This is a genomic window from Pseudomonas sp. LBUM1646 (assembly GCF_059716165.1).
Map to the genome: position 1 here is coordinate 466,826 of NZ_CP166810.1, position 21,123 is coordinate 487,948.

Annotated in this window: 17 protein-coding genes; 11 read left to right on the plus strand and 6 right to left on the minus strand. The window is 60.9% G+C overall.

Features of this window, described 5'->3' with window-relative positions:
• Positions 1-9: 9 nt before the first annotated feature.
• The 5 genes from hslU to ACA071_RS02120 all read right to left on the minus strand — a co-directional run bounded on the left by hslU (position 10) and on the right by ACA071_RS02120 (position 6,978).
• Positions 10-1,350, minus strand: coding sequence for an ATP-dependent protease ATPase subunit HslU (gene hslU, locus ACA071_RS02100; protein WP_497642926.1), 1,341 nt, complete (start codon positions 1,348-1,350; stop codon positions 10-12).
• Positions 1,351-1,404: 54 nt separating this feature from the next.
• Entirely contained in the window at positions 1,405-1,935 is a 531-nt protein-coding gene (hslV, locus tag ACA071_RS02105) for an ATP-dependent protease subunit HslV (protein ID WP_007899242.1), read from the minus strand.
• A 220-nt stretch (positions 1,936-2,155) separates the two neighbouring features.
• On the minus strand, positions 2,156-2,863 hold the full coding sequence (locus ACA071_RS02110) for an SPOR domain-containing protein (RefSeq protein ID WP_497642927.1): 708 nt from the start codon (positions 2,861-2,863) through the stop codon (positions 2,156-2,158).
• 1 nt (position 2,864) lies between these two features.
• Positions 2,865-4,601 (minus strand): arginine--tRNA ligase, encoded by a 1,737-nt coding sequence (argS, locus tag ACA071_RS02115; RefSeq protein ID WP_497642928.1) that lies wholly within the window; start codon positions 4,599-4,601, stop codon positions 2,865-2,867.
• Between the two features lie 157 nt (positions 4,602-4,758).
• Entirely contained in the window at positions 4,759-6,978 is a 2,220-nt protein-coding gene (locus ACA071_RS02120) for a primosomal protein N' (protein ID WP_497642929.1), read from the minus strand.
• Between the two features lie 170 nt (positions 6,979-7,148).
• Here ACA071_RS02120 and rpmE point away from each other — a divergent pair, with 170 nt between their 5' ends.
• From rpmE to ACA071_RS02135, 3 genes are all read left to right on the plus strand, one after another.
• On the plus strand, positions 7,149-7,376 hold the full coding sequence (gene rpmE, locus ACA071_RS02125) for a 50S ribosomal protein L31 (protein WP_123511093.1): 228 nt from the start codon (positions 7,149-7,151) through the stop codon (positions 7,374-7,376).
• A gap of 14 nt (positions 7,377-7,390) precedes the next feature.
• Entirely contained in the window at positions 7,391-8,191 is an 801-nt protein-coding gene (locus tag ACA071_RS02130) for a thermonuclease family protein (RefSeq protein WP_497642930.1), read from the plus strand.
• Positions 8,192-8,374: 183 nt separating this feature from the next.
• Complete coding sequence (locus ACA071_RS02135) at positions 8,375-9,643, plus strand: malic enzyme-like NAD(P)-binding protein (RefSeq protein WP_054054610.1); 1,269 nt, start codon at positions 8,375-8,377, stop codon at positions 9,641-9,643.
• Positions 9,644-9,879: 236 nt separating this feature from the next.
• Here ACA071_RS02135 and ACA071_RS02140 read toward each other — a convergent pair whose 3' ends face one another.
• Positions 9,880-12,321 (minus strand): penicillin-binding protein 1A, encoded by a 2,442-nt coding sequence (locus ACA071_RS02140; protein WP_497645253.1) that lies wholly within the window; start codon positions 12,319-12,321, stop codon positions 9,880-9,882.
• Positions 12,322-12,539: 218 nt separating this feature from the next.
• On the opposite strand from ACA071_RS02140, the gene ACA071_RS02145 reads away from it, so the two are divergent.
• The 8 genes from ACA071_RS02145 to ACA071_RS02180 all read left to right on the plus strand — a co-directional run bounded on the left by ACA071_RS02145 (position 12,540) and on the right by ACA071_RS02180 (position 20,784).
• Positions 12,540-13,604: a pilus assembly protein PilM gene (locus ACA071_RS02145; RefSeq protein ID WP_497642931.1), complete on the plus strand. Its 1,065-nt coding sequence runs from the start codon at positions 12,540-12,542 to the stop codon at positions 13,602-13,604.
• The gene (locus tag ACA071_RS02150; RefSeq protein WP_497642932.1) at positions 13,604-14,170 is read left to right on the plus strand and encodes a PilN domain-containing protein; all 567 of its coding nucleotides are present in this window, start codon (positions 13,604-13,606) and stop codon (positions 14,168-14,170) included. Before ACA071_RS02145 ends, ACA071_RS02150 begins: the two co-directional genes overlap by 1 nt.
• A complete protein-coding gene (gene pilO, locus ACA071_RS02155) occupies positions 14,167-14,790 on the plus strand; it encodes a type 4a pilus biogenesis protein PilO (RefSeq protein WP_497642933.1) in 624 nt (207 codons plus the stop codon). The genes ACA071_RS02150 and pilO overlap by 4 nt, the downstream gene beginning before the upstream one ends.
• Positions 14,787-15,314: a pilus assembly protein PilP gene (locus ACA071_RS02160; RefSeq protein ID WP_497642934.1), complete on the plus strand. Its 528-nt coding sequence runs from the start codon at positions 14,787-14,789 to the stop codon at positions 15,312-15,314. Before pilO ends, ACA071_RS02160 begins: the two co-directional genes overlap by 4 nt.
• A gap of 13 nt (positions 15,315-15,327) precedes the next feature.
• Complete coding sequence (locus ACA071_RS02165; RefSeq protein ID WP_497642935.1) at positions 15,328-17,415, plus strand: type IV pilus secretin PilQ; 2,088 nt, start codon at positions 15,328-15,330, stop codon at positions 17,413-17,415.
• 4 nt (positions 17,416-17,419) lie between these two features.
• Positions 17,420-17,938 carry a shikimate kinase AroK gene (gene aroK, locus ACA071_RS02170; RefSeq protein WP_497642936.1) on the plus strand — a complete coding sequence of 173 codons (519 nt, stop codon included), beginning with the start codon at positions 17,420-17,422 and terminating at the stop codon, positions 17,936-17,938.
• 151 nt (positions 17,939-18,089) lie between these two features.
• Positions 18,090-19,190 carry a 3-dehydroquinate synthase gene (gene aroB / locus ACA071_RS02175; protein WP_497642937.1) on the plus strand — a complete coding sequence of 367 codons (1,101 nt, stop codon included), beginning with the start codon at positions 18,090-18,092 and terminating at the stop codon, positions 19,188-19,190.
• 10 nt (positions 19,191-19,200) lie between these two features.
• On the plus strand, positions 19,201-20,784 hold the full coding sequence (locus ACA071_RS02180) for an AAA family ATPase (RefSeq protein WP_497642938.1): 1,584 nt from the start codon (positions 19,201-19,203) through the stop codon (positions 20,782-20,784).
• The last annotated feature ends 339 nt before the right edge of the window (positions 20,785-21,123 follow it).

Consider the following 21,123-nt stretch of genomic DNA (forward strand, 5'->3'; position numbering starts at 1 on the left):
CTTGAGGCTCTACAGAATGTAGCGGGACAGGTCTTCGTTCTGCGCCAATTCGCCGAGGTGGCTGTTGACGTACTCGGCGTCGATCAGGATCACCTTGTCATCGTGGGCGCTGGCCAGGTCACCGGCGCTGAACGACACCTCTTCCAGCAAACGCTCAAGCAGCGTGTGCAGGCGACGAGCACCGATGTTCTCGGTTTTCTCGTTGACCTGCCAGGCGATCTCGGCGATGCGCTTGATCCCGTCCGGCTGGAACTCGATGGTCAGGCCTTCGGTTTTCAGCAGCGCGCAGTATTGCTCGGTCAGCGACGCATGCGGCTCGCTGAGAATGCGCTCGAAGTCTTCCGGGGTCAGCGCCTTCAGTTCAACGCGAATCGGCAGACGACCCTGCAGCTCAGGCACCAGATCGCTCGGCTTGCTCAGGTGAAATGCACCGGAAGCGATGAACAGGATGTGGTCGGTCTTGACCATGCCCAGCTTGGTGTTGACGGTGCAGCCTTCAATCAACGGCAGCAAATCGCGCTGCACGCCTTCGCGGGACACGTCGACGCCACCGGAATTGCCGCGCTTGGCGACCTTGTCGATTTCGTCGATGAACACGATGCCGTGCTGCTCGACCGCTTCCAGGGCCTTGGCCTTCAACTCTTCGTCGTTGACCAGACGGCCGGCTTCTTCGTCACGTACCAGTTTCAGTGCGTCCTTGACCTTGAGCTTGCGGCTTTTCTTTTTGCCCTTGCCCATGTTGGCGAACAGGCTCTGCAACTGGTTGGTCATCTCTTCCATGCCCGGTGGCGCGGAGATATCGACACCCGCCACTTCGGCGACTTCGATTTCGATCTCCTTGTCATCCAGCTGACCTTCGCGCAGGCGCTTGCGGAACAGCTGACGGGTGTTGGAATCGGCGGACGTCGTCGATTCTTCATTGCTGAAACCCATGCGTGCCGGTGGCAGCAGGGCGTCGAGGATGCGATCTTCGGCGGCGTCTTCGGCGCGGTGGCGAACCTTGGTCATTTCCTGTTCGCGCAGCAGCTTGATTGCGGCGTCAGCGAGGTCACGAATGATCGATTCGACGTCGCGGCCGACATAGCCGACTTCGGTGAACTTGGTCGCTTCGACCTTGATGAACGGCGCGTTGGCCAGTTTGGCCAGGCGACGGGCGATCTCGGTTTTACCGACACCGGTCGGGCCGATCATCAGGATGTTCTTTGGCGTTACTTCAACGCGCAGCTCTTCCGGCAGCTGCATCCGGCGCCAGCGGTTACGCAGCGCGATGGCGACGGCGCGCTTGGCATCGTCCTGGCCGATGATATGGCGATTGAGTTCGTGGACGATTTCACGGGGAGTCATGGACATAGTAATTGGCGGTCCTCTGGCAAAAGCGAGCCGTGGCACTGGGCCGAAACAGGCTTACTCGGCGAGGTCCTGCTCCTCAATGGTGAAGGTGTGGTTGGTGAATACACAGATGTCGCCGGCGATGCCGAGCGCGGTTTCGACGATTTCCCGGGCTGACAAATCGGTTTTCTTCAGCAAAGCGCTGGCTGCGGCTTGAGCGTAGCCGCCGCCGGAACCCATGGCGATCAGGCCTTCTTCGGGTTCAACCACGTCACCGTTGCCGGTGATGATCAGCGATGCGTCTTTGTTGGCGACCGCGAGCATGGCTTCGAGGCGGCTGAGGGAGCGGTCGGTGCGCCATTCTTTGGCGAGTTCGACGGCGGCGCGAACCAGGTGACCCTGATGTTTTTCGAGCTGGCCTTCAAAACGCTCGAACAGGGTGAAGGCGTCGGCGGTAGCCCCGGCAAAACCGGCGATGACCTGACCGTGGTACAGGCGACGAACTTTCTTCGCGTTGCCTTTCATCACGGTATTGCCTAGCGAAACCTGGCCGTCGCCGCCCATGACGACTTTGCCGTGGCGGCGAACTGAAACGATGGTGGTCAAGGGAGAGTCTCCACGCAGCGGGGCGAAAATGCCTTATGCCAACTCATATGGGGGTGGTGGAGATTTTTTCAACTGTAGGGCGGGAGAGGGGACGAGCGGTGTGAGTGCTGATCGTTCCCACGCACCGCGTGGGAATGCAGCCCGTGACGCTCCGCGTCACTGGACGCGGAGCGTCCCTTGAGGCATTCCCACGCGGTGCGTGGGAACGATCGGAGGTGGGTCAGCGGCTTTGGCGTTGTTGTAACAACAGGTTGCTGAAACCGCTGCCGGCCAGTTGTTTCTGGGCGGTGGTCAGTTGTTCGCGATTGCTGAACGGCCCGACCAACACCCGATACCAGGTTTCATCCTTAACCATGCCGGACTCTACCACCACCGCCTGACCGAGCAAGATGATCTGCGCGCGAACCTTATCGGCATCAGCTTCTTTGCGGAACGAACCGGCCTGCAGGAAGAACTTGGTCACCGGCGCCGCTTTGGAAACCGGTGGCGGCGGTGGCGGCGTAATCCCGGCCAGCGCAGCCTGAGCCCGTGCAGTGTCGATCTTCGCCGCTTGCTCTGGCGTCACCGGGGTGGTCGGAACCGTCGGCACTTGCGGCGTCGGCAGGGTTTTCTCCGGCACCGCGTCCGGCGGCACGATCACTTCCGATTCCGGCAGCAAGGTGTAGAAGTCGTACTTCGGCTTCACCGGTTGTGTCGGGCTCGGCGGAGTCTTGTTGGCCTCGGCAATCTTGCTGGCTTTCTGTTGCTCGATCTTCTCGCGCTTGACGCTCTCGCTGCCTTTACCCGGCTCCAGTTTCATCAGGAACACGATAAACGCGCCGACCGTCAGGCCGATGGCCATCCACAGCCAACCCGGGATCGGTTGTTTTGCAGGAGCGGTGTAACGACTGGCGCCACGCTTGGGTGCAGGTTTTTTCTTGGCAGCCAACTTACATACGCTCCAGAGTTTCCAGACCCAAGAGTTCCAGGCCTTGCTTGAGTGTGCGGCCGGTCAGCGCGGCGAGGCGCAGGCGACTCTGCATTTGCGCCGGGGTGTCGGCGCTGAGGATCGGGCAGTTCTCGTAGAAGCTGGAGAACAGCCCGGCGACATCGTACAGGTAGGTGCAGAGGATGTGCGGCGTCCCTTTATCGGAAACGTTGTTCAGCACTTCACCGAACTGCGCCAGCTTGGCGGCCAGTTCATGTTCGTGTGTGGCTTCGAGGACGATTTGGCCTTCGACTTCGCTGAAGTCCTTGCCGAGCTTGCGGAACACGCCGGCGACGCGGGTGTAGGCGTACAGCAGGTACGGCGCGGTGTTGCCTTCGAAGTTCAGCATCAGGTCGAAGTTGAAGCTGTAGTCGCTGGTGCGGTGCTTGGACAAGTCGGCGTATTTCACCGCGCCGATGCCCACGACCTTGGCGATGTTGCGCAGATCGTCTTCGGCCAGCTCCGGGTTCTTCTCTTTCACCAGGGTGTAGGCGCGATCCTTGGCTTCGGTCAGCAGATCGACCAGCTTCACGGTGCCGCCATCACGGGTTTTGAACGGACGGCCATCGGCGCCGTTCATGGTGCCGAAGCCCATGTGCTCCATTTCCATCGGGTGCGTCACGAAACCGGCCAGGCGTGCGACCTGGAACACTTGCTGGAAGTGCAGGGCCTGACGCTGGTCGACGAAGTACAACACGCGATCAGCTTTCAGCTTGCCGCTGCGATAACGCACGGCCGCCAGGTCGGTGGTGGCGTAGAGGTAGCCGCCGTCAGCCTTGACGATGATCACCGGCAGCGGGTCGCCGTCGGCGTTCTTGAATTCGTCGAGGAACACGCACTGGGCGCCGTTGCTCTCGACCAGCAGGCCGGCGGCCTTGAGGTCGTTGACCACGTTGATCAGGTCGTCGTTGTAGGCACTTTCGCCCATCACGTCGGCCATGGTCAGTTTGACGTTCAGTTGTTCGTAAATTGCCTGGCAGTGCGACAGCGAGATATCGCGGAAGCGCGTCCACAGGGCCAGGCACTCGGCATCGCCGGCCTGCAACTTGACCACCAGGCCACGGGCACGATCAGCGAACTCTTCTGATTCGTCGAAGCGTTGCTTGGCGGCGCGATAGAAGTTTTCCAGGTCCGACAGCTCGTCGCTGGTGATCGGGTTTTCTTGCAGGTAGGCCATCAACATGCCGAACTGGGTGCCCCAGTCGCCGACGTGGTTCTGGCGGATCACGGTGTCGCCGAGGAACTCCAGCACTCGGGCCACGCCGTCGCCGATGATGGTCGAGCGCAAGTGGCCGACGTGCATCTCTTTGGCCAGGTTCGGCGCCGACAGGTCAACCACGGTGCGCTGCACCGGGCCGGCCTTGCGCACGCCGACGTTCTTGTCGGCCAGTGCGGCGTCCAGGCGCGAGGCCAGGGCCTCGGTGTTCTGGAAGAAGTTCAGGAAGCCCGGGCCGGCGATTTCAGTCTTGGTGACGTTTTCGTCAGCCGGCAGGGCGGCGATGATTTTTTCCGCCAAGTCGCGCGGCTTCATGCCCGCCGGTTTGGCCAGCATCATCGCGATGTTGCTGGCGAAGTCGCCGTTCTTCTTGTCACGGGAGTTTTCCACCTGGATCGCCGGCGACAGGCCTTCAGGCAACACACCTTCGTTGACGAGTTGGGTGATGGCTTGTTGGATCAGCTGGCGAATGGTGTCTTTCATGGTGTTCTCTTTCGACCGCAAGCGCGGCGGCGCCTGGATGCGCTAGTGGAAAAACTGGGCATTATCCGTGGCACGGACGTGCTTGCCAACTATAGCGGGCAGGTTATGGATATGTGGTGACAATTAGGACCTCTTCGCGGGCAAACCTCGCTCCTAATCAATACAAATCGACGGGATCAACATCCAAAGACCAACGCACCGCGCGCCCACTCGGCATTTGCTCCAACGCCAGCAACCAACTGCTCAGCAACCGATGCAACGGCGCCCGCGCCGTCGCCTGCAACAACAACTGCGCCCGATAACGCCCGGCCCGACGTTCCATCGGCGCCGGCACCGGCCCGAGCAACTCGATACCGGTCAGATTCTGCTCAGCCAGCAATCGTTCCGCCTCGCTGCACGCCTCATCGAGAAAACCTTCGGCCTGCCCCGGTTTGTGCGCTTCGGCCCGCAGCAGCGCCAAATGCGCAAATGGCGGCAGGCCGGCGGCACGACGTTCGCTCAAGGCCTGTTCGGCAAAGGCGAAGTAACCCTGTTCGGTCAGTTGCACCAGCAATGGATGGTCGGCCAGGTGCGTCTGGATGATCACTCTGCCCGGCTCTTCAGCCCGGCCAGCGCGGCCGGCGACCTGGACGATCAACTGCGCCATGCGCTCGCTGGCGCGGAAGTCACCGGAGAACAGCCCGCCGTCGGCATCCAGAATCGACACCAGCGTTACCCGTGGAAAGTGGTGCCCTTTGGCGAGCATCTGCGTGCCGACCAGGATGCACGGCTGGCCTTTCTGGATGGTGGCGAACAGCTGATTCATCGCATCCTTACGCGACGTGCTGTCGCGGTCGACCCGCAGCACCGGCACATCCGGGAACAAAATCGCCAAACGTTCCTCGGCGCGCTCGGTGCCCGCGCCGACGGGGCGCAAATCGACCTTGCCGCATTTCGGGCAGTGCCGGGGTACGCGTTCGACGTAGCCGCAATGGTGGCAGCGCAGTTCGCCGGAGCGCTGGTGCACGGTCATCCGCGCATCGCAGCGCTGACACTCGGACATCCAGCCGCAATCGTGGCAGAGCAAAGTCGGGGCAAAGCCGCGACGGTTGAGGAAGACCAGGACTTGCTGGCCGGCGGCCAGGGTCTGACCGATGGCTTGCTGCATCGGCCCGGAAATCCCGCTGTCCAGTGGACGACTTTTTACGTCCAGACGCAGGAAACGCGGCTGCTTGGCCCCGCCAGCACGCTCATTCAGGCGTAGGAGACCGTAGCGGCCGGTGTAGGCGTTATGCAGGCTTTCCAGCGAAGGTGTGGCGGAGCCGAGGACGATCGGGATGTTTTCCTGCCGGGCGCGGACCAAGGCCAGGTCGCGGGCGTGGTAGCGCAAACCTTCCTGCTGTTTATAGGAACCGTCGTGCTCTTCGTCGATGATGATCAGGCCGGGGTTTTTCATCGGCGTGAACAGTGCCGAACGGGTGCCGATAATAATGTCGGCGTCGCCGTCCCGGGCCGCGAGCCAGGCTTCCAGGCGTTCGCGATCGTTGACCGCCGAATGGATCAGCGCGATGCGCGCATTGAAACGCTGCTCGAAGCGCGCCAGGGTCTGTGGGCCGAGGTTGATCTCCGGGATCAGCACCAGCGCTTGCTTGCCGGCTTCGAGGGTTTCGCGGATCAGTTGCAAATAGACTTCGGTCTTGCCGCTGCCGGTGACGCCGGCCAGCAGGAACGCGTGATAACTGTCGAACCCGGCGCGGATTGCCTCGTAAGCGGTGCGCTGTTCCGGGTTGAGCGGCAATTCAGGCTGGGCCAGCCAGTGTTCGTGGCGGGCGCCGGGGGCATGCTTGCGGATTTCGACCTGCACCAGGTCTTTGGCCAGCAACAGGTCGAGGCTGTCCTTGCTCAGCATCAATTTGCTCAGCAACTGATGGGCGACGCCGTGGGGGTGCTGGGCCAGCGTCGCCAGGGCTTCACGCTGGCGCGGGGCGCGGGCGATGCGCGGATCATCAAGACTGGCGCCGGGAGCGACGGACCAGAAGCGTTCCTGGCGTGCTTCGGCCAGTTCGCCCTGGCGCAGCAACACCGGCAGCGCCCAACTCAAGGTGTCGCCGAGGCTGTGCTGATAATACTGGGACGTCCACAGGCACAACTTGAACAGCGCCGGTGGCAGCGGCGGCGTGGCGTCGAGCAGGGCGATGGCCGGTTTGAGCTTTTCCACCGGGACTTCGCTGGTGTCGGTGACCTCGACCAGAATGCCGATCATCTCCCTTCTGCCGAACGGAACCCGCAGGCGCATGCCCGGTTGCAACTGGGCGCGCAGGACCCCGGCCGGGGCACGGTAATCGAACAGGCGGCGCAGGGGCGAGGGCAGGGCGAGGCGCAAAATGGCGTCGGGCACGCGAAGGTTTTCTCGATGATGGGGCGGTGAAGAAGGCAGGGAGCCTAGCAGACGGTCGGTAGAAGCGACAGCTTGCGCGATTTCAAAGGTCTGGTAGAATCCGCGGCCTAATTACGTGCGGTATTCAACAATAGTGTTGAGTGGCGGCACGCTAGCCTGAGGAATACACCATGAAAGCCGATATCCATCCAGCGTACGAAACCATTGCAGTAACTTGCAGCTGCGGCAACAAGTTCGAAACTCGTTCGAACCTGTGCAAGCCACTGGGTACTGACGTATGCAACGAGTGCCACCCGTTCTACACCGGTAAGCAGAAGACTCTGGATACTGGCGGCCGTGTACAGCGCTTCGCAGACCGTTTCGGTGCTTTTGGCAAAAAGCCTGCTGCTGCAGAGTAAGGTTGAGAAGCCCTATGGGCTTTTCCTCGCTGTTGAAAAAGGCGTCCCTCGCGGGCGCCTTTTTTGTGTCTGCGATTTGGCTTTCCAGTGCCCAGGCCTTTTGCCCGACGCCGAGCGGTCTGGCGCCTGTCGTGGTGCAGCGGGTGGTGGATGGCGACACCCTGCGCCTGAGCGATGGCCGCAGTGTGCGAATGATCGGCTTGAACACCCCGGAACTGGGCCGACAAGGCCGTACCGACGAGCCGTTCGCCGTGGCCGCACGCCAGCGCCTCGAAGCGTTGGTGGCCGCCAGCAACGGTCGGGTGGGATTGCTGACCGGTAAGGAGGGCAAGGATCGCTACGGGCGCACGCTGGCTCATGTCTACGGCGCTGATGGCGCCAATCTCGAAGCGCAGATGCTCGCCGAAGGCCTCGGTTTTCAGGTGGCAGTGGCGCCGAATGTCGATTTAGTGACTTGCCAGCAAGCAGCGGAGCGCACGGCTCGACAGGCTGGCCTCGGGCTGTGGCGCCAGTCGCCTGTGCTGAAAGCGGATCAGATCCGCGCGTCCGGTTTCGCGATACTCAGTGGTCGTGTGAGCAAGGTCCAGCGCAATCGCGGTGGGGTTTGGATCGAGTTGCAGGATTCGGTTGTATTGCGCGTTGCACCCAATTTGCTGGCCCGGTTCGATGTCGCCGCGCTTGAGCGGCTGAAGGGCAAGCAGATCGAGGGGCGCGGTTGGGTGCTGGACCGCTCGCGCCGTGGCGGGCTCCATGACGGTCAGGCGCGTTGGCTGCTCCCGTTAAGTGATCCTTCGATGCTTCAAGCCCGGCAGTGATAAAAAGTTGTAGACATTTTTTGTACGGATTGTGAACAGTCAATCCCTTGTGTTCCGTGGCTCTTGGCCCAAAGTCGTAGGGCCGGGCGCTTGACAGGGGTGACCGGTCAGTCTTGTAGGGACTTTGCGACACGCGTATCCTCGGCGGTCCGTCTGTCCAACAGTAAAAAGCGGAATGCCCACATGTCTGATTTGAAAACTGCCGCTCTCGAATATCACGCCCATCCTCGTCCAGGGAAGCTGAGTGTCGAGCTCACCAAGGCCACCGCTACCGCCCGCGACCTGTCGTTGGCCTACAGCCCCGGCGTAGCCGAACCAGTACGCGAAATCGCCCGCGATCCTGAACTGGCCTACAAATACACCGGCAAGGGCAACCTGGTTGCAGTCATTTCCGATGGCACCGCGATTCTCGGCCTGGGTAACCTCGGCCCATTGGCTTCCAAGCCAGTGATGGAAGGTAAAGGCGTGTTGTTCAAGCGCTTCGCCGGCATCGACGTGTTCGACATCGAAGTCGACTCCGAAAGCCCGCAAGCCTTCATCGACACCGTCAAGCGTATCTCCATCACCTTCGGTGGCATCAACCTGGAAGACATCAAGGCGCCTGAGTGCTTTGAGATCGAACGTGCTCTGATCGAGCAGTGCGACATTCCGGTATTCCACGATGACCAGCACGGCACCGCGATCGTTACTGCGGCCGGCATGATCAACGCCCTGGAAATCGCTGGCAAAACCCTGGCTGACGCCAAAATCGTCTGCCTCGGTGCCGGTGCGGCCGCCATCTCCTGCATGAAATTGCTGGTGAGCATGGGCGCCAACATCGAAAACATCTTCATGGTTGACCGTACCGGCGTGATCCACTCCGGCCGTGACGACCTGAACCAGTACAAGGCTGTGTTCGCTCACGCGACCGAGAAGCGTACCCTCGCTGACGCCCTGACCGGTGCAGACGTGTTCGTTGGCCTGTCCGGCCCGAACCTGCTGAGCGCTGAAGGCCTGAAGTCCATGGCGGCCAACCCGATCGTGTTCGCGTGCTCCAACCCGGACCCGGAAATCGCCCCGGAACTGGCACACGCCACCCGTGACGACGTGATCATGGCTACCGGCCGTTCGGACTACCCGAACCAGGTCAACAACGTACTGGGCTTCCCGTTCATCTTCCGCGGTGCCCTGGACGTTCGCGCCAAGCGCATCAACGAAGAAATGAAAGTGGCCGCGGCCAACGCCCTGCGTGAACTGGCCAAGCTGCCGGTTCCTCAGGAAGTGTGCGACGCCTACGGCGGCATCAAGCTGGAATTCGGTCGTGAGTACATCATCCCGAAACCAATGGATGCCCGTTTGATCACCGTGATCTCCGATGCCGTGGCCAAGGCTGCCATCGAGACGGGTGTAGCGACCCTGCCGTATCCGAAGAACTACCCGCTGAAAAGCGTGGATGACGTGTTCAACGGCTAAGCCGTTGTAGCGCTTCAACCGAAAGCCCCGGCTCTATTGAGTCGGGGCTTTTTTATGTCTGCCGGATGATCATTCCCACGCTCCGCGTGGGAATGCAGGCCGGGACGCTCTGCGTCCCTTCCAGAGCCGAACGCGGAGCGTCCGTTGAGGCATTCCCACGCAGAGCGTGGGAACGATCGGTGCAAAAAAAGCCCCGCTCTTCTCTCGAAGGCGGGGCTTTTTGCTGCGTTACTCGATCAGAACAAATCGATCGGTGCCGCTTCATCCGCTGGCAGCGGGCTGCCTGGTGCAGTGCCGTTACCCAGTTCGTTCGCCGACGGTGGCGTGTCTTCGGCCTTGAACAGCTCGAAGTAGGCCCCTGGCGTGCTTGGCGTGGCCGCACGGCCGCTGAGCGGATCCACCCGCAGGCTGAGGATGCCTTCCGGTTCGGCTTGCGTATGCGGCGGCTTGCCCTTCAGCGCAGCAGCCATGTAGTTCATCCAGATCGGCAGTGCGACGGTGCCGCCGAATTCCTTGCGACCCAGGCTCTCGGGCTGATCGAAACCGGTCCAGACCGTGGTCACGTAATCGGCGTTGTAGCCGGAGAACCAGGCGTCCTTGGATTCGTTGGTGGTGCCGGTCTTGCCCGCGATGTCGGGACGGCCCAAGGCCAGCGCGCGGCGACCGGTGCCGAGTTTGATCACGTCCTCGAGCATGCTGTTGAGGATGAACGTGGTGCGGCCATCGACGATACGTTCAGCCAGCGCCGGGGTTTGCGGCACTGTGCCGGGAGCCGCCGTGGCCTCGCCCGGAGTCGGGTTGACCGTGAACGTCTGGGCTACCGGTGCGGCAATGCCACTGGTCGCCGCATCGCCCTGAGGCACGCTCGGCGGGTTGGCAACGAACAGCGTATCGCCGTTGCGGCTGTCGATTTTGTCGATGATGTACGGGGTGATCTTGTAGCCGCCGTTGGCGAAGGTGCTCCAGCCGGTGGCGATTTCCATCGGCGTGAGGGTCGCGGTACCGAGGGCCAGGGACAGGTTGCGCGGCAGGTCCTGCTTGTTGAAGCCGAACTTGCTGATGTAGTCGATGGTGCGATCAACGCCCAGCGCCTGCACCAGGCGGATCGACACCAGGTTACGCGACTTGTACAGGCCTTCGCGCAAGCGGATCGGGCCGAGGAAGGTGTTGGTGTCGTTCTTCGGACGCCAGACCTTGTCCAGGTACTCGTCGACAAACACGATCGGCGCATCATTCACCAGGGTGGCGGCGGTGTAGCCGTTATCCAGAGCGGCGCTGTAGACGAACGGTTTGAAGCTCGAACCCGGCTGACGCTTGGCCTGCATGGCGCGGTTGTAATTGCTCTGCTCGAAAGCGAAGCCGCCCACCAGCGAGCGAATGGCGCCGTTCTGCGGATCAAGGGAAACCAATGCTCCCTGGGCCTGCGGAATCTGGCTGAACTTCAGCGAATTGTCCGGCTGGCGCTGCACACGAATCAGGTCACCGACCTGAGCCACATCCGCCGGCTGCTTCGGATTGGCGCCCATGCTGTTGGTGTTCAGGAATGGTCGTGCCCACTTCATGCCGTCCCAGCCGACGTGTTCGTCGCCGGTGCGGGTCATCACTTGCAGGCCGGTCTTGTCGACCTGGGTGACGATGGCCGGCTCCAGGCTGCTGATGGTGCGCTGCTTGGTCAGTTCGGTGGCCCAGGCTTCACGGGTCTTGCCTGGCAGGCGCGATTCCGGGCCGCGATAGCCGTGACGCTGGTCGTAGGTCATCAAGCCTTCGTGGAGCGCGGTGTTGGCCATTTCCTGCAGATTGCTCGGCACAGTGGTCGTGACGCGGAAACCTTCGGTGTAAGCGTCGCTGCCATAACGGCCGACCATTTCGGCGCGGGCCATTTCAGCGATGTACGGTGCGTTAACTTCCGGGGTCGGCACGTGATAGCTGGCGTTCAGCGGTTCGTTGATCGCGGTGGTGTAGTCGGCTTCGGTGATTTTCCCGAGCTTGTACATGCGCCCCAGAATCCAGTCGCGACGCTCCTTGCTGCGGGCCGGGTTGGCCAGTGGGTTGAAGCGCGACGGAGCTTTCGGCAGGCCGGCGATCATCGCCATCTGCGCCAGGCTCACATCTCGAATCGACTTGCCGTAGTAAACCTGCGCGGCCGCCTCGATGCCGTAGGCGCGGTTACCCAGGTAGATCTTGTTGACGTACAGCTCAAGGATTTCGTCCTTGGTCAGCTGCCGTTCGATCTGCAGGGCCAGAAGGATTTCGGTGGTTTTGCGCGAGAAGCTGCGTTCGCTGGTCAGGAAGAAGTTCTTCGCGACCTGCATGGTGATGGTGCTGCCGCCGGATTGAATGTGGCCGCTTTTAACCAGTTGGGTCGCGGCGCGCATCAGGCTGCTGGGATCGACGCCATAGTGGTTGGCGAAGTTATCGTCTTCAGCACTTAGTAACGCATTGATGAAATTGGGGGGAATGTCGGCGAATCGGATCGGAGTCCGGCGCATTTCGCCAAATTCTGCGATCAACTTGTTATCGCTGCTGTATACCCGTAGAGGAATCTGCAACTGAATGCTTCTCAGCGCCTCCACGGACGGCAAACCCGGACTAAGGTAAAGATAGGCGCCACTGAGACCTAAAAGCAGTCCGCAGAAAACGGCGACGATGGACCAACCGAAAAATTTCAGCAGACGAATCAAGGCGTTTGGACATCCAGGGTAAAGAATGAATTTGGCGTCAGGGTCCCGGCTACACAGAGAGCGACCCGCGCTGGCAGTAAAAGCGGAAAAAAACGCTGGGCATTATAAGCATTTTTCCGTGGTGGGCGTCATTTGCGCTTCTGTCAAGACGCAGGGATTGAACGCAATGCACATTACAGAGTCCGTAACTCACGGATAGTCATAGGGAATTGGTAGTGCTAGGACTCTTCAATAAAAAGACCAGAACGCTTCTGGGGATCGACATCAGTTCCACGTCGGTGAAGCTTCTGGAGCTGAGCCGCCAGGGCGACCGCTATCGCGTTGAGGCCTATGCGGTCGAACCGTTACCCGCCAGCGCAGTCATCGAAAAAAACATCGCCGAGCTCGAAGGCGTGGGCCAGGCACTGTCTCGCGTGCTGCTCAAGGCCCGGACCGGCATCCGCAACGTCGCCGTCGCCGTGGCCGGTTCGGCGGTGATCACCAAGACCATCGAGATGGACGCCGGGCTGTCCGACGACGAGATGGAAAACCAGCTCAAGATCGAGGCCGATCAATACATTCCTTATCCCTTGGACGAAGTCGCCATCGACTTCGAAGTCCAGAGCGTATCGGTGCGCAACCCCGAGCGGGTCAATGTATTGCTTGCCGCCTGTCGAAAAGAAAACGTCGAGGTCCGTGAGGCTGCCCTGGCCCTGGCCGGGCTGACCGCCAAAGTGGTGGACGTCGAGGCTTACGCCCTTGAACGTTCCTTTGGTCTGCTTGCAACCCAACTCGCTTCCAACCAAGAGCGCCCGACCGTCGCCGTGGTGGACATCGGCGCGACCATGACCACCCTGAGCGTTCTGCACAACGGTCGCATCATCTATACCCGAGAACAATTGTTCGGCGGTCGCCAGCTCACCGAAGAGATCCAGCGCCGTTATGGCCTGACCATTGAGCAGGCCGGGCTGGCAAAGAAGCAGGGCGGCTTGCCGGACGACTACGTCAGCGAAGTGTTGCAACCGTTCCGCGAGGCTCTGGTGCAGCAGGTCTCTCGTTCATTGCAGTTTTTCTTTGCGTCCGGCCAGTACAACGCGGTCGACCATATTCTGCTGGCCGGCGGCACCGCCTCGGTCTCCGGTCTTGATCGGTTGATCGAGCAGCGGCTGGGCACTCCGACCCAGGTTGCCAACCCGTTCGCCGATATGTCGCTGAGCAGCAAGGTCAACGCCGGTGCTCTGGCCAGCGATGCGCCGGCCTTGATGATCGCCTGCGGTCTGGCCCTCAGGAGTTTCGACTGATGGCGCGGATCAACCTTTTACCCTGGCGTGAAGAGCTGCGCGAAGAGCGCCGAAAGCGCTTTCTGCTGACGTTGGTGGGCGTGCTGGTCGGTTCGGTGGGCCTGGTCCTGATTGCCGACCAGGTTTTCAGCAGCGCCATCAGCCAGCAAGTGGCGCGCAACGAATACCTCGGCAAACAGATTGCCGTGGTCGATGAGCGGATCAAGCAAATCAGTGACCTCAAGGCCCGCCGCCAGCAGCTAGTGGAGCGCATGCGTATCATCCAGGACCTGCAAGGCAACCGGCAGATCAGCGGGCGAATCTTCGATCAGTTGGCGCGTACCCTGCCGGACGGCGTGTATTTCACTGAAGTGAAAATGCAAGGCAAAAGCCTGGCCATCACCGGCGCAGCAGAGTCGAACAACAAGGTCTCTGAGCTGATGCGCAATCTGGATGCCTCGGACTGGTTCGATGCACCGAGTCTGACCGAGGTCAAGGCGACAACCGCCGGTCAGTTGGATCAGGCCAACGTCTTTCAGTTGACCGTCCGTCAGACACGACCCGTTGTGGTGGAGGGCGCTAAATGACTCCATCCGAATGGTTCGAAGGGCTGCGCAAGATCGACATCAACGATCTGGACACCAACAACATCGGCTCCTGGCCGCCGGCAATCAAGGTGGCGGCGGGCATCCTGCTGATGGTCCTGGTGTTGGCGCTGGGCTACAACTTCTTCATCAGCGACCAGCAAAACGAGCTCGATCTCAAGCGCACGCAAGAGTCGACGCTCAAGGAGCAATTCGCCAGCAAGGCGAGCATGGCGGCGAACCTGGAGCTCTATACCCAGCAGATGAAGGAGATGGAAAACTCCTTTGGCGTACTGTTGCGCCAACTGCCCAGCGACACTGAAGTCCCCGGGCTGCTGGAGGACATCACCCGCACCGGTCTGGGTAGCGGTCTGGAATTCGAAGAGATCAAGTTGCTGCCAGAAGTCACCCAGCAGTTCTACATCGAGTTGCCGATCCAGATCACCGTCACCGGCGCCTATCACGACCTGGCCACGTTCGTCAGTGGCGTGGCCGGGCTGCCGCGAATCGTCACCCTGCATGACTTCGACCTTGCGCCGGCCAATCCCGACGGCGGGACGAAGCTGCGCATGAGCATCCTCGCCAAGACCTACCGCTACAACGACAAAGGGCTGCAAAAATGAGCCCGTTTCGTTGTTTTTCGATGGGTGTGTTGCTGGCCGGTCTGGCCGGTTGCGGCGGCGATAATGGCTTCGGCGACCTGGACGCCTACCTGAACGAAGTACGCCTGCGTCCACCGGGCAAGATTGAACCAACGCCGACATTCCGGTCTTACCCCACATTCACTTACAGCGCGGCGAACCTGCGCAGCCCGTTTTCCCGGCAGGTCAGGGTCGATCTGGCGGGTCAGAAGCACGGTTCGCGCAACGTCAAGCCTGATCCCAATCGGGTCAAGCAGTACCTCGAAGGTTTCAACATCGAGCAGTTTGAAATGGTCGGCACGATCTCCAATGCCACCGGCTCCTTTGCGCTGCTGCGCGGGGCGGGCGGTGTGCATCGGTTGAAAGTCGGCGATTACCTGGGGCGTAACGATGGACGAATCGTCGCCATCAGCGGCTCGCAAGTCGATGTGGTCGAAATCGTTCCCGATGGCGAAGGCGCCTGGCTGGAACGGCCACGGACCATCCCTTTGAAAGAGCACTCATAGTGGAACTCGAATAATGAACAGGATTTTCTCAACCCTCGGTATTTCGCTATGGATAGCGCTGCTGTCGCCGATGGTACAAGCGGCCAACCTCAATGCGCTGGATGTCGCCGCGCTGCCGGGTGACCGCGTCGAGTTGAAGTTGACCTTCGACGGGCCGCCACCGCCGCCTCACGGCTACACCACCGAATCACCGGCGCGCATTGCGCTTGATCTGCCGGGCGTGGTCAACAAACTGGCCAGCAAAAATCGCGACCTGGGTGGCGGCAACGCCCGCAGTGCAACGGTGGTGGAGGCCAAGGACCGTACGCGACTGATCATCAACCTGACGCAACTGACGCCCTACAGCTCCAGGGTTGAAGGCAACAAACTGTTCGTGGTCGTTGGGCAAGGCGCTAAAGGCGCGGCGTCCAAACCTGTCGCCAGCACGCCCCGCACTGCTACCGCAACGCCGGCCCCGGCGAAAGCCTATGCGCCAGTGGGCAAGTCGATCCGGGGCGTGGACTTTCAGCGCGGCACCCAGGGCGAAGGCAATGTGGTGATCGACTTGTCGGATCCGTCCATTGCGCCAGACATCCAGGAACGCGACGGCAAGATCATCCTCGGCTTCGCCAGGACCCAATTACCCGAGCCATTGCGCGTGCGTCTCGACGTCAAGGATTTCGCCACCCCGGTGCAATTCGTCAATGCCAGCGCCACCGGCGACCGCGCCGTGATCAGCATCGAACCCAGCGGCGCCTTCGAATATTCGACCTACCAGACTGACAACAAGCTGACCGTCAGCATTCGTCCGGTGACCGCCGACGACTTGCAGAAGCGTAATGCCGAACGCTTTGCCTACACCGGTGAAAAACTCTCGCTGAATTTCCAGGACATCGATGTGCGCTCGGTGCTGCAGCTGATCGCCGACTTCACCAACCTCAACCTGGTGGCCAGCGATACGGTGCAGGGCGGCATTACTTTGCGACTGCAGAACGTGCCGTGGGACCAGGCGCTGGACCTGGTGCTGAAAACCAAAGGTCTGGACAAGCGCATGATCGGTAACGTCTTGCTGGTCGCGCCGGCGGATGAAATCGCCGCCCGTGAGCGTCAGGAACTGGAGTCGCAGAAACAGATCGCCGAACTGGCGCCGTTGCGTCGGGAGCTGTTGCAGGTCAACTACGCCAAAGCTGCGGACATCGCCAAGCTGTTCACTTCGGTGACCAGCGCCGAGGCGAAAGTCGACGAGCGCGGTTCGATCACCGTCGACGACCGGACCAACAACATCATCGCCTACCAGACCCAGGACCGCCTCGACGAGCTTCGGCGCATCGTCGCGCAACTGGATATCCCGGTGCGCCAGGTGATGATCGAAGCGCGAATCGTTGAAGCCAACGTCGATTACGACAAGAGTCTCGGCGTGCGCTGGGGTGGGTCGATCCAGAACAAAGGTAACTGGAACACGTCGGGTGTCAGCAACGGCACCGACGGGTCGGCCACCATTGGTACGCCTGGCGGCACGAACACCAACTCGTCGTTCGTCGATATGGGGACTGCGGCCAATACTTCGGGGCTCGGCATCGCGTTCATCACCGACAACGTGCTGCTCGATCTTGAGCTGACGGCGATGGAGAAGACCGGCAACGGCGAAATCGTCTCGCAGCCCAAGGTGGTCACGTCCGACAAGGAAACCGCAAAAATCCTCAAGGGCACCGAGATTCCCTATCAGGAAGCCAGTTCCAGTGGTGCGACTTCTGTGTCGTTCAAGGAGGCCTCGCTGTCCCTGGAAGTGACGCCGCAAATCACCCCGGACAACCGCATCATCATGGAGGTCAAGGTCACCAAGGACGAACCGGATTACCTCAACAAAGTGCAGGACGTACCGCCGATCAAGAAAAACGAGGTCAACGCCAAAGTGCTGGTCAACGACGGCGAGACCATCGTCATTGGCGGGGTTTTCTCAAATACTCAGAGCAAGGTTGTAGATAAGGTGCCATTTCTCGGCGATGTGCCGTATCTTGGCCGCCTTTTCCGGCGTGACGTGGTTTCGGAGAAAAAATCCGAGCTGCTGGTATTTCTCACTCCGCGTATCATGAACAACCAGGCGATTGCTGTGAGTCATTGATTCTGTGCGAAATTTGATTCTTGTTGGACCGATGGGGGCTGGAAAAAGCACCATCGGCCGGTTGCTGGCCAAAGAGCTGCGCCTGCCATTCAAAGATTCCGACAAGGAAATTGAATTGCGCACGGGCGCCAATATCCCGTGGATCTTCGATAAGGAAGGCGAGCCGGGCTTTCGTGATCGCGAACAATCGATGATCGAAGAGCTGTGTGCCTGCGACGGCGTAGTGCTGGCGACCGGTGGTGGTGCAGTGATGCGCGAAGCCAATCGTCGGGCCCTGCATGCCGGGGGGCGTGTGGTTTATCTGCATGCGTCCGTCGAGCAGCAAGTCGGCCGCACTTCCCGTGATCGCAATCGTCCGCTGTTGCGCACCGCCGATCCGGCCAAGACCCTTCGGGATCTGCTGGCGATCCGCGATCCGCTTTATCGGGAAATCGCCGATCTGGTGGTGGAAACCGATGAGCGGCCGCCGCGAATGGTCGTGCTCGACATCCTTGAACGCTTGCAGCAGCTTCCTCCCCGTTAAAGCGCGGCGCGAAATGCGCTATCCTCGGCGTCCTGTCATGGCCGCTCAAGGTTGTGGCGGATGGCTATCAAACGGCGTCACACCAGCAAGCGCCGCGCACATTCGTTAACTCAAGGCAGGACGCCTGATTCCATCTTCACTGTGGGGACACATGCAGACACTCAAGGTCGATCTAGGCGAGCGCAGCTACCCGATTCATATTGGCGAAGGTTTGTTGGATCAGCCCGAGTTGCTGGCCCCGCACGTTCGCGGACGGCAAGTGGCAATCATCTCCAACGAGACCGTGGCGCCGCTCTATCTCGAACGTCTGACCAAAAGCCTCGCACAATTTTCAGTTGTCTCGGTGGTGCTGCCGGACGGCGAAGCCTTCAAGACCTGGGAAACCCTGCAACTGATTTTCGACGGTCTGCTGACCGCCCGGCACGACCGCCGCACCACGGTGATCGCCCTCGGTGGCGGCGTGATCGGTGACATGGCCGGTTTTGCTGCGGCCTGCTACCAGCGCGGTGTCGATTTCATCCAGGTGCCGACCACGTTGCTGTCGCAAGTCGACTCGTCAGTGGGCGGCAAGACCGGGATCAATCATCCGCTGGGCAAGAACATGGTTGGCGCCTTCTATCAGCCCAATGTGGTGCTGATCGATACCGCGACCCTCAATACTTTGCCGGCTCGCGAGCTCTCTGCGGGCCTGGCTGAAGTCATCAAGTACGGGCTGATCTGCGACGAGCCGTTCCTCACCTGGCTCGAAGAAAACGTCGATCGCCTGCGCGCCCTGGATCAAGTGGCCCTGACTTACGCGATCGAACGCTCCTGCGCGGCCAAGGCTGCGGTGGTCGGCGCTGACGAAAAAGAAAACGGCGTTCGCGCCACGTTGAACCTGGGGCATACCTTCGGCCATGCCATCGAAACCCACATGGGCTATGGTGTGTGGCTACACGGTGAAGCGGTCGCTGCGGGCACCGTAATGGCGCTGGAAATGTCCGCGCGCCTGGGCTGGATTAGCGAGCAAGAGCGAGATCGCGGTATTCGCCTGTTCCAGCGTGCCGGCCTGCCGGTCATCCCGCCGGAAGAGATGGCCGAAGCCGATTTTCTCGAACACATGGCAATTGACAAGAAAGTGATCGACGGTCGTTTGCGCCTGGTGCTGCTGCGCCACATGGGCGAAGCGGTGGTGACCGACGATTATCCGAAAGAGGTTTTACAGGCCACGCTGGGAGCGGATTACCGCGCCCTGGCTCAGCTTAAAGGTTAATAAGATCCCGATGACTAGTTTGCATGCCGACGAGGCTTTCCTCGGCCATTTCCAGTTAAGTCATGACCCTTTCGCTCCACGGGTGCCTGGCTTCAAATTTTTCCCGGCCCAGCGCAAACCGGTGCTGGGACAACTGCATCACCTGGCGCGTTACAGCCAGTTGCTGCTGGTGGTCACCGGCCCGCAAGGCAGCGGCAAGACCCTGTTGCGCCAGGCCCTGGTGGCCAGCACCAACAAGCAATCCGTGCAAAGCGTGGTGGTTTCCGCCCGTGGTGCCGGCGATGCCGCCGGTGTGTTGCGTCAGGTCGCCCAGGCGCTGAACGTGGCCCAGGCCGAGATCGGCGCGATTCTGGCCCAAGTGGTGCAACTTGCCCTCACCGGGCAGGAAGTCTATTTGCTGGTGGATGATGCCGAGCAGCTCGACGAATCCGCGCTCGACGCCTTGATGGCCCTGGCGGCCGGTGCGCCAGAGGGTCGCCCTCATGTGTTCCTGTTCGGCGAGTCGTCGCTGATTGCGCAACTGGAGGCGCTGAGCCTCGAGGAAGAGCGCTTCCACGTCATCGAATTGCAGCCGTACACCGAAGAAGAAACCCGCGAATACCTGGATCAGCGTCTTGAAGGCGCCGGTCGGGGTATCGAACTTTTCACCGCGGATCAGATCTCTGATATTCACGAAAGCTCCGACGGTTGGCCTGGCAACATCAACCAGGTCGCCCGCGATGCGATGATCGAAGCCATGATTGCCAGCCGCACAGCGGTGAAGCGTCCAAGTATGGGGTTCAACATGCCGAAGAAACACGTATTGGCGATATCCGCCGTAGTCGTGGTCGCGGTAGCCGCCGCCTGGTTGATGCCGGGCCGCAGCAAGACACCGACCACCGGCGCACCGGCCAACGAGCAAGCCCAGTTGCCATTGGGTACGCCACAACCGAACGCCGCTGGCGGCGCTCCTTCCGTGGAGTTCGCCGGTAATACGCAACCGATGCCTTTGCCGCTGGTCGGCCAATCGCAACCGGTCATGCGCAGCCCGCTGGCCGAAGCGGCTGGTGGTATCACTGAAGGCGACGACGGCGTGCCGGTCGAAGGCTCCAGCGCTACACCGCCGACCGTTACCACCATCGCACCGCCTACCGGCATCCAGCCAGGCCCTGCGCCGACGCCTGCCGCGAAACCGGCTCCGGCACCGACCCAGGTCGCTACCGCCAAGCCAGCGCCTGCACCCGTGGCCAAACCGGCTCCAGCGCCGGCCAAGCCAGTCGTCGCCGCCAAACCTGCCGAGAAGCCGGTTACCGTGGCCAAGGCCGCCGGCGGCACCTGGTATGCCGGGCAGCCGACGAGCAATTACGTGGTGCAGATCCTCGGCACCAGCTCCGAAGCCGCTGCACAATCCTTCGTCAAGGAGCAGGGCGGCGAGTACCGTTACTTCAAGAAAGTCCTCAACGGCAAACCGCTTTACGTCATCACCTACGGCAGCTTTGCCAACCGTGATGCAGCCGTTTCCGCCATCAAGGCCTTGCCAGCGAAGGTTCAGGCTGGTAAACCTTGGCCTCGCTCTGTCGCCAGCGTCCAACAAGAACTGGCCACAGCTCGCTGAAGATTCGGCGGCCTTACCCAGGCCGCCTCTCCCGGCACCTCAAAATTTCTACAAGTGCATGCCGTCTCTACAGACCGCGTGCCTTGTGGTGTCTGCGTCATAGTGGTCTTTGAGTCGTTGCGGTCAAAATTAAAAAAGTTTTGACTAGCACAGCATATCGCTTTAAACCTTTCACAAATGCGACATAGATTTGCGACATTTCGTCGTCAAATTTGTGAGCCTAAGTGTCGGTGTGTACAATGACCTCCCTTTTGCCCCCGCAAAGCTGACGTACGTTCGGCGTGGATGGCAAGTGGTTGAATTGAAAAGAAATTTGCCTCGGAAAGAGGCAGCCTGGTG

Coding starts and splice junctions, on each gene's coding strand:
- pilO (WP_497642933.1), top strand. CDS start 14,167: ATGACTCCATCCGAATGGTTCGAAGGGCTGCGCAAGATCGACATCAAC.
- ACA071_RS02165 (WP_497642935.1), top strand. CDS start 15,328: ATGAACAGGATTTTCTCAACCCTCGGTATTTCGCTATGGATAGCGCTG.
- rpmE (WP_123511093.1), top strand. CDS start 7,149: ATGAAAGCCGATATCCATCCAGCGTACGAAACCATTGCAGTAACTTGC.
- ACA071_RS02180 (WP_497642938.1), top strand. CDS start 19,201: ATGACTAGTTTGCATGCCGACGAGGCTTTCCTCGGCCATTTCCAGTTA.
- argS (WP_497642928.1), bottom strand. CDS start 4,601: ATGAAAGACACCATTCGCCAGCTGATCCAACAAGCCATCACCCAACTC.
- ACA071_RS02135 (WP_054054610.1), top strand. CDS start 8,375: ATGTCTGATTTGAAAACTGCCGCTCTCGAATATCACGCCCATCCTCGT.
- ACA071_RS02160 (WP_497642934.1), top strand. CDS start 14,787: ATGAGCCCGTTTCGTTGTTTTTCGATGGGTGTGTTGCTGGCCGGTCTG.
- aroB (WP_497642937.1), top strand. CDS start 18,090: ATGCAGACACTCAAGGTCGATCTAGGCGAGCGCAGCTACCCGATTCAT.
- ACA071_RS02130 (WP_497642930.1), top strand. CDS start 7,391: ATGGGCTTTTCCTCGCTGTTGAAAAAGGCGTCCCTCGCGGGCGCCTTT.
- hslU (WP_497642926.1), bottom strand. CDS start 1,350: ATGTCCATGACTCCCCGTGAAATCGTCCACGAACTCAATCGCCATATC.
- ACA071_RS02150 (WP_497642932.1), top strand. CDS start 13,604: ATGGCGCGGATCAACCTTTTACCCTGGCGTGAAGAGCTGCGCGAAGAG.